Origin of the sequence: Pseudomonas sp. SJZ078 (genome assembly GCF_007828255.1) — a bacterium.
Classification (GTDB): Bacteria; Pseudomonadota; Gammaproteobacteria; order Pseudomonadales; family Pseudomonadaceae; genus Aquipseudomonas.
This window is the reverse complement of sequence record NZ_VIUG01000007.1, coordinates 40116-55060: the sequence shown is the minus strand read 5'-3', so window position 1 is coordinate 55060 and position 14945 is coordinate 40116. Positions and strand designations below refer to the sequence as shown.

General features: G+C 63.0%; 12 protein-coding genes and 1 pseudogene. 5 read left to right on the top strand and 8 right to left on the bottom strand.

From position 1 onward, the window contains the following. Positions 1 to 97 precede the first annotated feature (97 nt). From FBY02_RS09000 to FBY02_RS08965, 8 genes and pseudogenes are all read right to left on the bottom strand, one after another. Positions 98 to 347: pseudogene (locus FBY02_RS09000) on the bottom strand (hypothetical protein); the annotation flags it as partial. Beyond that, positions 341 to 931: a transcriptional regulator gene (locus FBY02_RS08995; protein ID WP_144926222.1), complete on the bottom strand. Its 591-nt coding sequence runs from the start codon at positions 929 to 931 to the stop codon at positions 341 to 343. The pseudogene FBY02_RS09000 and the gene FBY02_RS08995, both read right to left, overlap by 7 nt. Positions 932 to 946: 15 nt before the next feature. Then, positions 947 to 1420 carry a chemotaxis protein CheW gene (locus FBY02_RS08990; RefSeq protein WP_144926219.1) on the bottom strand — a complete coding sequence of 158 codons (474 nt, stop codon included), beginning with the start codon at positions 1418 to 1420 and terminating at the stop codon, positions 947 to 949. Then, positions 1413 to 7343 (bottom strand): Hpt domain-containing protein, encoded by a 5931-nt coding sequence (locus tag FBY02_RS08985; protein WP_144926216.1) that lies wholly within the window; start codon positions 7341 to 7343, stop codon positions 1413 to 1415. Before FBY02_RS08985 ends, FBY02_RS08990 begins: the two co-directional genes overlap by 8 nt. Positions 7344 to 7449: 106 nt before the next feature. After that, the gene (locus FBY02_RS08980) at positions 7450 to 9510 is read right to left on the bottom strand and encodes a methyl-accepting chemotaxis protein (RefSeq protein ID WP_144926213.1); all 2061 of its coding nucleotides are present in this window, start codon (positions 9508 to 9510) and stop codon (positions 7450 to 7452) included. Positions 9511 to 9587: 77 nt separating this feature from the next. Continuing rightward, entirely contained in the window at positions 9588 to 10127 is a 540-nt protein-coding gene (locus tag FBY02_RS08975) for a chemotaxis protein CheW (protein WP_144926210.1), read from the bottom strand. A gap of 10 nt (positions 10128 to 10137) precedes the next feature. Then, entirely contained in the window at positions 10138 to 10503 is a 366-nt protein-coding gene (gene pilH, locus FBY02_RS08970) for a twitching motility response regulator PilH (RefSeq protein WP_144926207.1), read from the bottom strand. Positions 10504 to 10550: 47 nt separating this feature from the next. After that, entirely contained in the window at positions 10551 to 10979 is a 429-nt protein-coding gene (locus FBY02_RS08965; RefSeq protein ID WP_144926204.1) for a PleD family two-component system response regulator, read from the bottom strand. A gap of 224 nt (positions 10980 to 11203) precedes the next feature. Between FBY02_RS08965 and gshB the strand changes: the two genes are divergently transcribed. The 5 genes from gshB (at position 11204) to pyrR (ending at position 14939) form a co-directional block, all read left to right on the top strand. After that, a complete protein-coding gene (gene gshB, locus FBY02_RS08960) occupies positions 11204 to 12175 on the top strand; it encodes a glutathione synthase (RefSeq protein ID WP_144926201.1) in 972 nt (323 codons plus the stop codon). Between the two features lie 94 nt (positions 12176 to 12269). Then, complete coding sequence (locus tag FBY02_RS08955; protein ID WP_144926198.1) at positions 12270 to 13166, top strand: energy transducer TonB; 897 nt, start codon at positions 12270 to 12272, stop codon at positions 13164 to 13166. 179 nt (positions 13167 to 13345) lie between these two features. Then, positions 13346 to 13915 carry a YqgE/AlgH family protein gene (locus FBY02_RS08950; RefSeq protein ID WP_024778884.1) on the top strand — a complete coding sequence of 190 codons (570 nt, stop codon included), beginning with the start codon at positions 13346 to 13348 and terminating at the stop codon, positions 13913 to 13915. Then, the gene (gene ruvX, locus FBY02_RS08945) at positions 13915 to 14352 is read left to right on the top strand and encodes a Holliday junction resolvase RuvX (protein WP_041023970.1); all 438 of its coding nucleotides are present in this window, start codon (positions 13915 to 13917) and stop codon (positions 14350 to 14352) included. Before FBY02_RS08950 ends, ruvX begins: the two co-directional genes overlap by 1 nt. A gap of 80 nt (positions 14353 to 14432) precedes the next feature. After that, complete coding sequence (gene pyrR / locus FBY02_RS08940) at positions 14433 to 14939, top strand: bifunctional pyr operon transcriptional regulator/uracil phosphoribosyltransferase PyrR (RefSeq protein ID WP_047702441.1); 507 nt, start codon at positions 14433 to 14435, stop codon at positions 14937 to 14939. Positions 14940 to 14945 lie beyond the last annotated feature (6 nt).

Sequence of the window (14945 nt, the reverse complement as noted above, 5' to 3'; positions counted from 1 at the left end):
GTCAGTCTGCATATGCTCTGAATGGGCCTCCGCTATCGCGAGCAGGCTCGCTCCCACAGGGTTGTGGTGGACTCAGATTCTGCGGCTTGCGTCAGGATCAGCAGATGTCCATCAGTCGCCGGACCCGCTCCAGAAGTTCCACAGCATTCTCAAATCAGTTGAGCGAGAAGCCCATGATCTTCATCCATATAGCCTTCGTATTCGGCAAGATTGCGCCGCTCATGGCAAAGCGCAAATATGCGGACCTGAAGCTTGCTGGCATCTGCCGTGTGAATCAGGCATTGAAAAACCAGATAACGCTTGTCCGAACGATAACCGCTCAAGCGCAGTGCCGTGAGCGTCAGAGCACCAAAGGGTCTTCACCCAGCAAGCTGATCTTGTCCTGTTGCGCTACTCGCGTCACGAAGCTGTTGCCAGCTGCGAATTTTGCGGCCCAGTCCTGAGGCGTGTAGAGCGTAGGGTTAAGAGGACGGCCCAGTTGCTCTTCCAGGGGCATAAGCCGCTCCATCACCTCACTGTAGTGCAGCCCATCGCCGATCAGCATGAGATCTATGTCACTGGATGCGTTTGCCTGATCCTTGGCGATAGAGCCGTAGACGAACGCCCATCTCAGCTGTCTGGAAAAAGGTTCCAATGCCTGGCGAATTGGCTCGGCCAGACCGATGGTCTTGCGAACGATGCCCAGCAGTTCAGCGTAAATAGGGCAGCGTGTATTGGCTTGATAGTGGGTTTGGTTACCTTGACGAGTCATCGTCAAAACACCCGAATTCTGCAAGCGCTCCAGCTCGCGCATCAGACTGCCTTTGCCCACTTGAGCCCTGCGAGCAATCTCATTGGTGTAGAAACTCTGTTCCGGTTTCCCGAACAACAAACTCAGGATCCGTTGCTGGGTTACGGTAAACAATGCATCGCTGAGAGAGAGATGATCCATGGGACTTATCAAGTCTTAAGGCCTTGCGGAGGGGCTAATGAGTCCGGCGGCGATTACCAACTCCTCCAACGCCAGTAAATCCGGCACCTTCGCCACATGCTCCCCCACCTGCACCGCCGCCTGCTCCAGCCCGCACAGCGGCACGTCGACGTAGCTCAATTGGCTATCAAGCTTGTAGGAGCGCGGAATGCCCTGCACCAGCAGGGCGATGAATTTCAGTTCCGCGCGACCGCCCAGGGCATTGAGCACGGCGATGCGGGCGCGCTCGCCGATCACGGTTTTCTGGTCGCAGGCCGACTCGAAGCTCAACAACGGGATCTGCCGTTCACGCCAGCTGACCCAGCCCAGGAACCACGGCGGAGTGTCCATATCGAAGGTGCCGCGCTGATAGTCGATCAGCTCGGCCACGGCCACGTTGGGCAGCACCAGATGCCGGTCGGCCAGGGGTAACAGCAGCCCGGTCAGGTAACGGGTACGGTGGTCATGCATCGGTCTTGCTCCAGTGGGCGATGCTCTCGAGCAGCACGGACTCCTGATAGGGCTTGCCCAGGTAGTCGTTGACGCCGATGGCCATGGCCCGGTCGCGGTGTTTCTGGCCGGTGCGGGAGGTGATCATGATGATCGGCAGGTGCGCCAGGCGCGGGTCGTTGCGCACTTGCGTCGCCACTTCGAAGCCGTCCATGCGGGGCATTTCGATGTCCAGCAGCATCAGGTCCGGGGTATGTTCGCTCAGCAGCGCCATGGCATCCACGCCGTCCTTGGCGGTCAGGACGTGCATGCCATGGCGCTCCAACAGGCGGCTAGTGACCTTGCGGACCGTCACCGAGTCGTCCACCACCAGCACCAGTAACGGCCGTTGATGCTCGCCCTCGCCTTCGGTCAGTACCGGCCGACGTGGGACCTGGCTGGGCATGGCGCGCAGCGGCGCCAACAGGTCGAGAATCAGCACCACCCGGCCGTCACCGAGGATGGTTGCGCCAGACAGGCCCTGCACCGCCGAGAATTGTGGGCCGAGGCTTTTGACCACGATCTCCCGGGTTCCGACGGTGGCATCCACCTGCACCGCAACATGCCGTTCGTTGCACTGCACCAGCAACAGCGGCAAGGGCTGGCTCTGGCCCAGCAGTTTCGGCCGGGGCGCGGTTTTCAGCAGCTCGCCCAGGTAGCACAACTCATACCGCTGCCCGGCGTAGCTGTAGGTCGGTGGATCGAGCTGGTAATAAGCCTCCAGCTCGGCGGGCAGCACCCGCACGATGCTTTCGATGGTATTCAAGGGGATCGCGTACTGGTCTTCGTGACATTGCACCATCAAGGCCCGGTTGACCGACACGGTAAAGGGCAGGCGGATGCGGAAATGCACACCCTGCCCCGGGGTCGAGTCGATGACCATGCTGCCGCCCAGTTGCCGCACTTCTTCGTGGACCACGTCCATGCCGACGCCGCGCCCGGAAATCTGGGTGATTTTCTCGGCGGTGGAGAACCCCGGCTGCAGGATGAACTGCAACACGTCGCGGTCGCTGATGTCACTGTCCGGTGCCAGCAACCCGCGCTTGATCGCCTTGCGCCGCACCGCGTCCAGCGGCACGCCGGCGCCGTCGTCGCGGATGTCGAAGACGATGTCGCCACCTTCCCGGGACAGGTCGAGGCTGATACGTCCACGGGCCGGTTTGCCTGCGGCAATGCGCACGTCGGCCGGTTCCAGGCCATGATCGACGGCATTGCGCAGCATGTGTTCCAACGGCGCGGCCATGCGCTCCAGCACGTTGCGATCCATCTCGCCTTCGGCGTTATCGACGACAAACTCCACATCCTTGCCCAGCTCCTGGGCCACTTGCCGGACGATGCGCTGGAGCCGCGGCACCATGCGCTCGAACGGCACCATGCGCGTGCGCATCAGGCCTTCCTGGAGCCGGGTATTGATGCGCCGCTGTTGCTGCAGCAGGGTCTCGGCATCATGGTTGCTGCGGTCCAGGGTTTCCTTGAGATCGAGCAAGTCCGAGGCGGACTCGAACAGCGCCCTGGACAACTGCTGTAATTGGGAATGCCGGTCCATCTCCAGCGGGTCGAATTCTTCGTAGCCCAGGCGCTCGGCTTCCACTTGCTGGCGACTGAGGATCCGCCCCTGGGTTTCGGTGTCCAGCCGTCGCAACTGGTCGCGCATGCGCTCGATGGTGGTTTCCATCTCGTTCAGGGCCACCTGTGCGTCGTTGACTTGCTGTTCGATTCGGCCACGGAAGATCGAGGTTTCCCCGGCCAGGTTCACCAGGTCGTCCAGCAGTTCGGCGGACACCTTGACCATGTCCGCACCGTCGCCCGATGCACCTGGCTCGGGCTTGACGGCCACGGGCGTCGTGGCCGCCGCGGGCATGACCGGGGCCACGGCGGGCGACGGAGCCGGCGTAGTGCTGTCCTGCGGGTGGTTGACCGCCTGGATCTGCGCAATCAGCCGGTCCGCCGGCGGGCACGCCAGGCCGGCCCGTACGGCATCGAGCATGTGGGCCAGGCGGTCATGACTGCTCTGCAGCAGGTCGAACAGCGCCGGCGTCGGTTGCAACAGGCCTGCGGACAAACCTTCGTAGAGGTTTTCCAGCTCATGGGCCAGGTCACCTATGGGCCCGATCTCCACCATCCGCGCACCGCCCTTGAGGGTGTGCAGGTCCCGCAGCAGGGTTTCCACCGCCTGGCGATTCGACGGTTCAGCCTGCCAACGCAGCAAAGCCGCGCCGGAGCTGTCGAGGATGTCGAAACCTTCTTCCAGGAAGATTTCCAGCAGCTCGGGATCATGGCCAGCGGCATCGCCCGGGATCGACCCGGCGCCTTCGATGGCGTTCGGCTTGTCCTGACGGAACCGGCGGATGGCGTCGATCAACGAAACCGGATCGCCCAAGGTCTGGCCCTGCTGCAATTGTCCGAGCAACAGGTCGAGGCGCTCGTGGCTGCTGTTGAGCAGGTGAGCCAGCTCATCGCTGTGGCTGTAGCGGCGATCCACCAGGCCTTCGTAGAGATTTTCCAATTCCTGGGCCAGATCGCTGATCGGCCGGATATCGGCCATCCGTGCGCCGCCCTTGAGGGTGTGCAGGTCCCGTTGCAACGAGGACAGCGGCGCGCTGTTGTCCGGGTCCGCCAGCCAGCGGTGCAGGGCCTGGGCCGCGCTCTCCAGGATGTCCTGGGCCTCTTCGAGGAAGATCGAGGTGATGTCGTCGCCCATCGACGTGTCAGCGGGTACGTCGCGTTCGAGTTCGGCGGTTGCATGACCCAGCTCGCGGATGCTCAAGGTACGGCTGCCATCGCTGCGGATCAGGCCGGTGGCCGACGGGTCGAGACCGCCCTCGAGCAACGCGTGCAGGGCCTTTACCCGCTCGGGCCGTGGATGCACGTGCTGACCGGCCGCCAACTCATCGAGCATGTCGATCAGCGCTTCGTGGGCTTGTTGCGCCTGCTGGAAAAATTCGTCGCTGACCGCCAGGCTGCTTTCTTCCACGGCGCCATAGAGATCGAGCAAGGCTTCGCAGAGCTCATCCACTGGCTGCAGATCGGCCAGGTGCGCCCCTTCGCCGAGGGTCGTCAACTCATCCAGCAACGCGCTTAATTCCTGGCCCTGGCCGGGGTGCTGCTGCCAGCGTTGCAGCAGGTTTTCGGCGTCCAGCAGGATATCCATGCCCTGGGCGAGAAAATCGTTGATCAGTTGCGGGTCGCGCTTGTTCCGCGCGCCATTGTCCGAGGTACCGCTGACCGCCTGCAAGCGCTCGGCCAACAGGGCCTGGGTACGTTGGATCAGGTCCGCAGCCCCGGGGATGGGCGCCAGCGGATCGCTGTGCAGCTGGCGCAGCCCCAGGCGCAGCAGGCCTTCGGCCTCCAGCAGGCACTCGACTTCATCCAGGTCGAGGGCAATCAGGTGCACCCTGTATTCTCGGGCAAGTCGGTCCATCGCCCCGGCCAGCTCGGCAATTGGCAACACGCCGGCCATCGATGCGCTGCCCTTGAGGGTGTGCAGGGCGCGCTGCAATTCATCGCTGGCCTGCAAGGGCAGGTGTTCGGCGGCCTGGTCGAGAAAACGGTTGAGGCCGGCGAGATGCCCCTGGGCTTCCTTGTCGAAGATCTTCAACAGCAGCGGGTCGAGGGCAGCCACGTCCCCCTGGTCTTCATCGAGCTCATCGCTGCCCTTGGCCAGGGCGTGCGCGCGTGCGGCCAAGCGGTCGACATCGTCACGCTGACGCTGGAGATGGGCGGCAAAATCAGCGACCAGCGCGGGCAGCAGCCGAACCGTGTCGTCCACCAGTTGCAGGACCGTAGCACTCGGCTCGACACTGCGCTCCAGCACCCGGTTGAGCAGGTTCTCCACCGCCCAGGCCAGTTCACCCAGCACCAGCGCCCGGACCATGCGGCCGCTGCCCTTGAGCGTGTGGAAGGCCCGGCGTACTTCGACCAGGGCGACCTGGTCAGCGGGTTGAGCGGCCCAGCGCGGCAGGTACTCGTGCAGCACCTCCAGCACTTCGCCGGTTTCTTCGAGGAAGACCTCGCGCAACTCTTCGTCCACCGGATGCTCATCCACCGGAGGCGGCAGCAGACTGCCCGGCGTGTTCCTGGCTGGCGGATTGACCGCCGAGACCGGGCTGGCCAGCATGTCGGCAAGGGACTGCACGGTCTGTGGATCATTCAGTTCCTGCAAGTCCTGCATGACCTGGGCTTCGTTGGGACTCAGCACGTCATCGAGCAACGGCACCCGGGCTTCGTCCGGAAGATAGCCGAGCGCGGCCAGGCTCCCCTCGACCCCATCCAACAGCGGCTCGTCCGGTGTTTCCGGGTCTTCGCTCAAGCGCTCCAGGTAGTATTCAAGGCCGGTGATCACGTCGGCCAGGTGGTCGAGCTCTTCCCAATCCGGTCGGGCCTGGCCCAGCAGCAAGTGGTCACGGATGAATCCGTTGCAAGCCTCCACCAGGCCGGCAGCGCGAGTCAGGGGGATCATCGCCAATGCACCGCGGACCTGGGTCAACAGGGTCGGCAGGGTCTGTAATTGCTCGCTGTTCCAGTCGGCGTCGATGTAGTCGACGATCATGTCCTTGGCCTGTTGGAGACAGGTGTGGGCCTCTTTGATGACGATCTGGTGGATCTGGGTCAGGTCGGTGGTGGGCAGTTGGCTGTCCTCGCGACTTTCAGGCTCGACGGTGCCGACCATGCCGGCGAGGTTGGCCTCGACATAGAGCAAGGCACCGGCAACGTCCATGAGGGTAGCGTCGTCGGGCTCGCGCTGGCCTTGGGAGAGGCTCAGCACCACCGCCAGTTGATCGATGATGACCTTGCGCGGCTGGCCGAAACCGAGCACCGCCAGGGTATCTGCAATCTGCCGCAGGGGCGCCAGCAGGCTGTCCAGCTCCGAGGCGTGCTGGCGGTCGCTGCGCACGAACAGGTCCAGCCGCTCCTTGACCCGCACCAGCTCCTCGCAGAGTGCGGTGAGCACCGAGCGCATGGCATCGCGGTCGGGCCCGGCCAGGCGCGCACGTTCTTCGTCGAGCATGGCGCTGTCAGGCAGCGCGTCGTCCAGTGAGTAGCGTTCTTTCATGATCTGCATCTGCCCGCTGGGATGTTCGGCCTTGGCAATATAGAACAACAAGCTCTTGAGCAGGTGCGGCGGTGCCGGTTGATTGATGCCGGGCATGCCCTGGTCGAGCAGGCGCTTGAGTTCCTTGTCGGCTTCCTTGAACAGACTGCGCAAGGCCGGGCTGTTGGCGATGCGCCCGTCACGCATGCCTTCTACCAGCGCCGACGCCACCTGCCACAGGGCATTGAGCGGCGCCCCGGCGCACAGTCCTTCCAGACGATGGAAGACCTTGGCCAGGTAACCGAGATGGGTGGCGTCATCCTGCTCGCGCAACAGGCCCACCAGAGCCACTTGCAAGGTCTGACGCAATTTGCGCAAAGTGCCGGGCAGGTCCGCCGGCTCGAGCCGCTTCAGAGCCGCATCGCCGAGGGGCGCGATATCGGGCAACTCCGGGCTGAACAGGCTGGTTTCCGATAACAGGCTTTCGCCTCGGGCACTGCGCAGGTCGTTGATCAGCGGCAAGACCACGAGTGGCAGGTCGCGGCGGGCCCCCTGGATGCGATCCAGGTACATCGGCAGTTGTCCCGAGGCCTGGCTCAACAGACTGATGGCTTCGTCGCGGTGGGCAATACGGTTGTTCTGCAGGGCGACGCACAGGTGCTCCATTTCTTCGGCCAACAACGCCGCGCCATAGAACTCGACCATCTGCAAGCCACCATGCACCTGGTGAATGCAGGCCAGGCATTGTTCAAGGGCATCCACCGCCTGCGGGTCATCCACCAGCCGGTTGAGGGCCAGATGGGCCTGCTTCAGCGTTTCGGCAATCTCGCCCTTGACCCATTCCAGGGCTACGTAGTCGTGCCGATCACCCATAACCACTCCAATCAACAGTCATATGCCAAGGGGTTGGGTAACCCTGTGGCGAGGGGATTTATCCCCTCGCCACAAATAATCCTCATCGCCAGGCAAATCCGGCTGTTCAAGCCTTGTCTTCATCAACAGCAGGCCCCGCCGGCAAGGTAAAACCCGACACCGACCGACGCAACTGGCTGGCCATTTTCGCCAGGTTGCCGATGCTCTCGGCGGTGGCGGTAGAGCCGGACGAGGTCTGCGTGGTGATCTGCTGGATCACGTTCATCGTCAGGGAAATCTGCCCCGCCGAAGTGGTCTGCTGCTGCGCCGCGTTGGAAATGCTCTGGATCAGCGCCGCCAGGGTCTTCGACACGCCCTCGATCTCTTCCAGGGCCACGCCGGCATCCTGGGCCAGCCGGGCGCCGCGCACCACTTCGCTGGTGGTCTGCTCCATGGAGATCACCGCTTCGTTGGTGTCGGCCTGGATCGCCCGCACCAACGTTTCGATCTGCCGGGTCGCGGCCGAAGAGCGCTCCGCCAGTCGCTGCACTTCGTCGGCCACCACCGCGAAGCCGCGCCCGGCATCCCCGGCCATGGACGCCTGGATCGCAGCGTTGAGGGCCAATATGTTGGTCTGGTCGGCAATGTCGTCGATCAGGCTGACGATGTCGCCGATTTCCTGGGATGACTCGCCCAGGCGCTTGATGCGCTTGGCGGTGTCCTGGATCTGCTCGCGAATGTTGTCCATGCCATGAATGGTGTTGTGCACCACCTCGTTGCCCTTGTTGGCAATTTCCACGGAACGCTCGGCCACCGCCGACGACTCGGCGGCGTTGGCCGATACCTGGTCGATGGACTGGGCCATTTCATTGATTGAAGTCGAAGCTTCGCTGATCTGCTGGGCCTGATGCTCCGATGCCTGGGCCAGGTGCATGGCGGTGGCCTGGGTTTCCTGCACCGCAGCGGCGACCTGGCCGGCAGTGAGGTTGATGGTGGCGACCAGGTCGCGCAACTGATCCACCGAATAATTGATCGAGTCGGCGATGGTGCCGGTGAAGTCCTCGGTGACCGAAGCGGTGACGGTCAGGTCGCCGTCGGCCAGATCGGCGATTTCGTCCAGCAGACGCATGATCGCGTTTTGGTTGCGCTCGTTCTTCTCCGCGGTTTCGTGCAGTTGGCGGTTGGTTTCACGCACCATTACCAGACCGATCAGAATGATCGACATCAGCGCCAGCAGCCCCAGCACGTAACCGCCAATGGCGTGGACGGAACGGCCACCGGCCAGGTTCTCCAGTGCCGTGGTCAGGTGCGAGGCTTCGTCCAGCAGGGTCTGCGACAGGTTGAAGATGTTGCCGGCCGATTCGCGGACCTTGAACAGTTCCGGCGAGGTTTCGAGGATTTCGTCCACCGAGCCCGAGACGAACTCGAACAGCTCACTGATTTCGCTCAGGCGTGCCCGGGCATCGCGATCCTGGACCTGGGAGATCTTCAACGCCGGATCGCCCTGCAACATGCCGTTGAGCACCTGGCCGAAACGCGCGGCATCGCGGCCAAAGGTATCGGCGGCCTGGCTGGCGTTCTCATCCCCCGCCAGCACGGTGTTCACCGCACCCAGTATGCGCTCGGCCAACAACGACTGGCGCTGGGCCATGGCCACCTGGGCCGCAGGCGCCCCCCGCTGCAGCAGGATCTCGACGACTTTTTCGTATTCGACCTGCAACTGCGGCACGGTTTCGGCCAGTGTCGCCGCCACCTGATGCAGCGACAGCACGGTCTGCTCGCTGGACAGGATGGCGTCGGTGTTCTTGAGCAGGCGCTCCCAGTCCAGTTGCACGGCGCGCAGCTGCGGCCGCAGGGTCGAAGGCGCCGGCGGCAGGCCGGTCACCGGGTCGCCCTGCTTGAGGTAGCCCCAGCGCTGGGCAAAATCGTTGCGTGCATCGCTCAGCAATTTGAACGCCGCAGCCTTGCCGGCGGCAGCCTCGGTGGCGTTCTTGGCAATGCGCTGGGACAGCACCCGCAACTCACCGGCATGACCGATGTACTGTTTATCGTAGGTGGACTGGGTGTTGAGGTACGCGAAATTGGCGAACAACAACATGATGAAGACAATCAGCGCGACGAACAGCACGATGATCTGCGAACGACTGCGCGACGCTTCCAGTGGCTTGCCTGTGTTTGCTTTGATCATCGATTTTCGCCTGTACTGCCCAAGACCCTGACCCACCGCTGTTACCCCTGAGGGAGCGAGCACGCTCGCTCCCACAGTCAACTTGCCACATCCATGAATCCCGTCGACTGCGTCAGCGCAAAAGGGCTGAACACCTGCCACTGCCGCTCGCCACGAAACCGGCCCTTGACGAAAGCGGCTTCCGGGCAGTCGCGCTCGCCCGCCTGCATCGGCTCCAGGCTGTCCTGGGTGAAATGCTGCAACCCGAGGACTTCATCCACCAGCAACCCGGCGAACACTTCGCCATGATCCACCACCAGCACCCGCCGCTGCTTGCGCGCCGTCGACAGTTCATGACCGAAAAAACCGCACAGGTCCATCAGCGGCAACAGTCGGCCCCGCAGGTTGGCCACGCCACGAACCCACGGCTTGACCCCGGGCAGATGCGTATGGCGCGGCTCGTGCAACACTTCGCTGACCTCATCCATGGGCGCCACGAACCAGCGTTCGCCCAGGCGAAAGCCGATACCGCTCCAGGCGTGCCGGTGGGTCGGTTGGGACGGCAGGTCCGCCGCCAGCGACCGGCAGCGTCGATCGATCTGCTGCAGCAGCTCGAACGCAGTCAGGGATGGGCTCATGGCCGCGCCGTCAACCCGCCAGGACGTTGTTCAGGGTCTTGATCAGGGTTTCTTCGTCGACCGGCTTGGTCAGGTAGTCCTTGGCGCCTTGACGCTTGCCCCAGACCTTGTCGGTTTCCTGGTCCTTGGTGGTGATGATGATGACCGGGATGTGGCCGGTCTCCAGATCCTTGGTCAGTTGGCGTGTGGCCTGGAACCCGTTGAGGCCGGGCATGACGATGTCCATCAGCACCGCGTCGGGCTTTTCCTGGCGGGCCAGGGCCACGCCGTCGGCGCCGTTCTCGGCCTTGAGAACCTGGTGACCGTGTTTTTCCAACATGCCGGTCAGCTTGTACATTTCAGTCGGCGAATCATCGACGATCAGAATTCGTGCCATGGTGTTCCCCATTCTTGTCGACCCCAGGCCCTGCGGCCGGGCGTCATTTAATGTGCCTGGTGTGGCTGGACGGCGGCAAAGCCCGGGACATGAGCTTGTATCGCGCCCAGCAGTTCTTCCTTGCTGAAAGGCTTGGTCAAAAACTGATCGGAACCGACGATACGTCCCTTGGCCTTGTCGAACAGCCCGTCCCGGGACGACAGCAGGATCACTGGCGTGGCCTTGAAGGCGCTGTTGTTCTTGATCAGGGCGCAGGTCTGGTAGCCGTCCAGACGCGGCATCATGATGTCGACAAAGATGATGCCCGGGTGATGGTCGGTGATTTTGGCCAGGGCATCGAAGCCATCGACCGCCGTGATCACCTCGCAACCCACATTGCGCAGCAAGGTTTCGGCGGTACGGCGAATGGTCTTCGAATCGTCGATGACCATGACCTTCAAGACGCTGGGTTGCTGCTGCGTAAGATGCTCTGCCATTGCCACTGCGAACCGGTTTTAAACGCGTAAATGCGACCGACGGCGCAAGCCCTTGATGTTCAAGGCCCGCGCGCCACATGGCAGCCTTTTTAGCACAGTCTCCAGCGCCGGGCTATCGGCCGGACGGCACGGTGGTTTTTCCTTGACCGCGAATCCGCCGGGCGCCACTCTGACGCCACTTTTTCACGCCATTTGTGCCCCATCAGATTTCGAGGAACCAAGCCATGAGCGTACGCGTCGGCATTGTCATGGACCCTATTGCCAGCATTTCCTACAAAAAGGATAGCTCGCTGGCCATGCTGCTGGCCGCTCAAAAGCGCGGCTGGGAATTGTTCTACATGGAACAGCGCGACCTCTACCAGGCCGAAGGCCAGGCCCGGGCGCGCATGAAACCGTTGAAAGTCTTCGCCAACCCGGAAAAATGGTTTGAACTGGGCGACGAGAACGATGCGCTGCTGAGCGACCTGGACGTGATCCTGATGCGCAAGGATCCGCCCTTCGATATGGAATTCGTGTATTCCACCTACCTGCTGGAACAGGCCGAAACCGCTGGCGTGCTGGTGGTCAACAAACCCCAGAGCCTGCGCGACTGCAACGAGAAGCTGTTCGCCACGCTGTTCCCGCAATGCACCCCACCGACCATCGTCAGCCGCCGCCCGGATGTCCTGCGCGAGTTTGCCGATCATCATGGCGACGTGATCCTCAAGCCCCTGGACGGCATGGGCGGTTCTTCGATCTTCCGCCACACCGCCGGCCACCCGAACCTCTCCGTGATCCTGGAAACCCTGACCCTGCACGGCAAGCAGCAGATCATGATCCAGGGCTACCTGCCGGCCATCGTCGATGGCGACAAGCGCATCCTGATGATCGACGGCGAGCCGGTGGACTATTGCCTGGCGCGCATTCCGGCAGCGGGCGAAACCCGCGGCAACCTGGCCGCCGGCGGCCGTGGCGAAGCCCGTCCACTGACCGAGAAGGATCGTTGGATCGCGGCCCAGGTGGGCCCGGCCCTGCGGGAAAAAGGTCTGCTGTTCGTGGGCCTGGATGTGATCGGCGAGCACCTGACGGAAATCAACGTCACCAGCCCGACCTGCATCCGCGAGATCGATAATGCCTTCGGCACCGACATCGGCGGGATGCTGATGGATGCCATAGAGAAGCAGCTGCAAGCTAGAAGCTCCAAACGGCAAGATTAATGCGTACAGCTTGTCGCTTGCAGCTTGCAGCTAAAAACCAACATTGCGCTATCATGCCGGGCCCTGAAAAAAAGCAATGTTGGTTTTTGCTGCCATGACCCTCCCGTCCGATCTGCCCCTAGAGCTCGCCCATCGTGGCGTGCGCCCGGCTGATCGTCTGGGCTTTACCCTGTTCCTGGCGGCGCTGATCCACCTGGCCCTGCTGCTGGGCGTCGGGTTCGCCACGGTCGAGCCCAAGCAGATCAGCCAGACCCTGGAAATCACCCTGGCCACCTTCAAGAGCGAAACCAAGCCGAAGCAGGCGGATTTCCTCGCCCAGGAAAACCAGCAGGGTAGCGGCACCCTGGAAAAGAAGGCGGTTCCCAAGACCACCGAGATCGCGCCGTTCCAGGATAACCAGGTCCAGAAGGCCACCCCTCCTCCGGCCGCCAAGCCCGAGGTCCAGGAAACGGCCCCCAAGGCGGCGGTGACCACTGTGGCACCGAAGCCGAAGAAGGCACCGGTCAAGGAAGAGGTCAAGCCCGACCCCAAGCCCAAGGCTCCGGCGCCGACCTTTGACAGCTCCCAGTTGTCCAGCGACATCGCCAGCCTGGAAGCCGAACTGGCCCAGGAACAGCAGCTCTATGCCAAGCGTCCGCGCATCCACCGCCTGAGCGCCGCTTCGACCATGCGTGACAAGGGCGCCTGGTACAAGGATGAGTGGCGCAAGAAGGTCGAGCGCATCGGCAACCTCAATTACCCCGAAGAAGCGCGGCGCAAGCAGATCTACGGCAACCTGCGGCTGATGGTCTCGATCAACCGTGACGGCTCCCTGTATGAAGTGCTGGTGCTGGAGTCCTCCGGCCAGCCGCTGCTGGACCAGGCGGCCCAACGCATCGTGCGCCTGGCGGCGCCGTTCGCGCCGTTTACCGGGGATTTGTCCGACATCGACCGACTGGAGATCATCCGCACCTGGAAATTCTCCCGGGGAGATCGGTTGTCCAGCAACTGACACCAATTCCTGTGGGAGCGAGCCTGCTCGCGATAGCGGTCTGCCAGTCGACATTTATATTGGATGATCAATAGCTATCGCGAGCAGGCTCGCTCCCACAAGGGTTCTACACCTATCTCGGGTATTTCCTGCACATCCCCAGCTTGTCAGTTCGCCCCTGCGCCGCCACACTATCGCCTATGAAAAACGTCAGCCCCACCTACCTCAAACATCATTTCCTGATCGCCATGCCGCATATGGCCGATCCGAACTTCGCCCACACCTTGACCTACATTGTCGAGCACACGGCCAATGGCGCCATGGGGCTGGTGATCAATCGCCCGCAGGAACTGAACCTGGCGGATATTCTCGAGCAGCTGCGACCTGAGGTGGAGCCGCCGATCCTGTGCCAGCACGTGCCGATTTTCATCGGCGGGCCGGTGCAGACCGACCGTGGCTTCGTCCTCCATCCGTCGGGTCCCAGCTACCAGGCCACCGTGGACCTCAACGGCGTATCGCTGTCGACCTCCCAGGACGTGTTGTTTGCCATCGCTGACGGTGTCGGGCCGGAGAAAAGCCTGATCGCCCTCGGCTACGCTGGTTGGGAAGCCGGGCAGCTGGAGGCCGAGCTGGCCGACAACGCCTGGCTGACCTGCCCGTTCGACGCCGACATCCTGTTCAACACCAGCAGTGAACTGCGCCTGGAAGCGGCGGCCAACCGCCTGGGGATCAACCTCAGCCTGCTCACCAGTCAGGCAGGACACGCCTGATGGCCCTGCGCCTGCTGCTGGGCTTCGACTACGGCACCAAACAGATCGGCGTTGCGGTCGGCCAGGTCGTTACCGGCCAGGCCCGCGAGCTGTGTACCCTCAAGGCGCAGAATGGCGTGCCGGACTGGAACCAGGTCGAAGCGCTGATCAAGGAGTGGAAACCCGACGCCGTGGTGGTCGGCCTGCCGCTGAACATGGACGGTACGCCCAGCGACATGTGCGTGCGCGCTGAAAAATTCGCCCGGCGACTCAATGGTCGCTACAACCTGCCCTTCTATACCCACGACGAACGCCTGACTACGTTCGAAGCCAAGGGCGAGCGCCTCGAGCGTGGCGGGCAGAAAGGCAGTTACCGCGACAACCCGGTGGACGCCATTGCCGCCGCCCTGCTGCTGCAGGGCTGGCTCGATGCCAACAGCGCCCTGTTCGACACCTGATTTTGAAAGCGCCGCCAAGGCGCTTTCTTTTAGCGATAGACCGGGCCTCACCGCCGGCCCGGGAACCTGAAGGAGCCAGCATGAGCCTGCCCAATCCTGCCGACCTGATCAGCCAGATGGCGATCCGTCTCACGGCACACCTGGAACAACGCGGCATCCGCGAACCGCGCTACATCGGTATTCGCACCGGCGGCGTCTGGGTCGCCCAGGCCCTGCTCGAGGAACTCGGCAGCCAAGCACCGCTGGGCACCCTGGACGTGTCCTTCTACCGCGACGACTTCAGCCAGAACGGCCTGCACCCACAAGTACGCCCTTCGGCGTTGCCGTTCGAGATCGAGGGCCAGCACCTGGTCTTGATCGACGACGTGCTGATGAGCGGCCGGACCATCCGCGCCGCCATGAACGAGTTGTTCGATTACGGCCGCCCGGCCAGCGTGACCCTGGTGTGTCTGCTGGACCTGGACGCCGCCGAGCTGCCGATCCGGCCGAACGTGGTCGGCGCGACGCTGGCACTGGCCGCGCACCAGCGGGTCAAACTCTCCGGCCCCGCACCGCTGCAACTCGAACTGCAAGACCTTGCCCTTTAACTGCCC

Bases quoted from the DNA above. Each gene is read 5' to 3' on its own strand.
- FBY02_RS08995 (WP_144926222.1), bottom strand. From the start codon at position 931: ATGGATCATCTCTCTCTCAGCGATGCATTGTTTACCGTAACCCAGCAA.
- FBY02_RS08990 (WP_144926219.1), bottom strand. From the start codon at position 1,420: ATGCATGACCACCGTACCCGTTACCTGACCGGGCTGCTGTTACCCCTG.
- FBY02_RS08985 (WP_144926216.1), bottom strand. From the start codon at position 7,343: ATGGGTGATCGGCACGACTACGTAGCCCTGGAATGGGTCAAGGGCGAG.
- FBY02_RS08980 (WP_144926213.1), bottom strand. From the start codon at position 9,510: ATGATCAAAGCAAACACAGGCAAGCCACTGGAAGCGTCGCGCAGTCGT.
- FBY02_RS08975 (WP_144926210.1), bottom strand. From the start codon at position 10,127: ATGAGCCCATCCCTGACTGCGTTCGAGCTGCTGCAGCAGATCGATCGA.
- pilH (WP_144926207.1), bottom strand. From the start codon at position 10,503: ATGGCACGAATTCTGATCGTCGATGATTCGCCGACTGAAATGTACAAG.
- FBY02_RS08965 (WP_144926204.1), bottom strand. From the start codon at position 10,979: ATGGCAGAGCATCTTACGCAGCAGCAACCCAGCGTCTTGAAGGTCATG.
- gshB (WP_144926201.1), top strand. From the start codon at position 11,204: ATGAGCGTACGCGTCGGCATTGTCATGGACCCTATTGCCAGCATTTCC.
- FBY02_RS08955 (WP_144926198.1), top strand. From the start codon at position 12,270: ATGACCCTCCCGTCCGATCTGCCCCTAGAGCTCGCCCATCGTGGCGTG.
- FBY02_RS08950 (WP_024778884.1), top strand. From the start codon at position 13,346: ATGAAAAACGTCAGCCCCACCTACCTCAAACATCATTTCCTGATCGCC.
- ruvX (WP_041023970.1), top strand. From the start codon at position 13,915: ATGGCCCTGCGCCTGCTGCTGGGCTTCGACTACGGCACCAAACAGATC.
- pyrR (WP_047702441.1), top strand. From the start codon at position 14,433: ATGAGCCTGCCCAATCCTGCCGACCTGATCAGCCAGATGGCGATCCGT.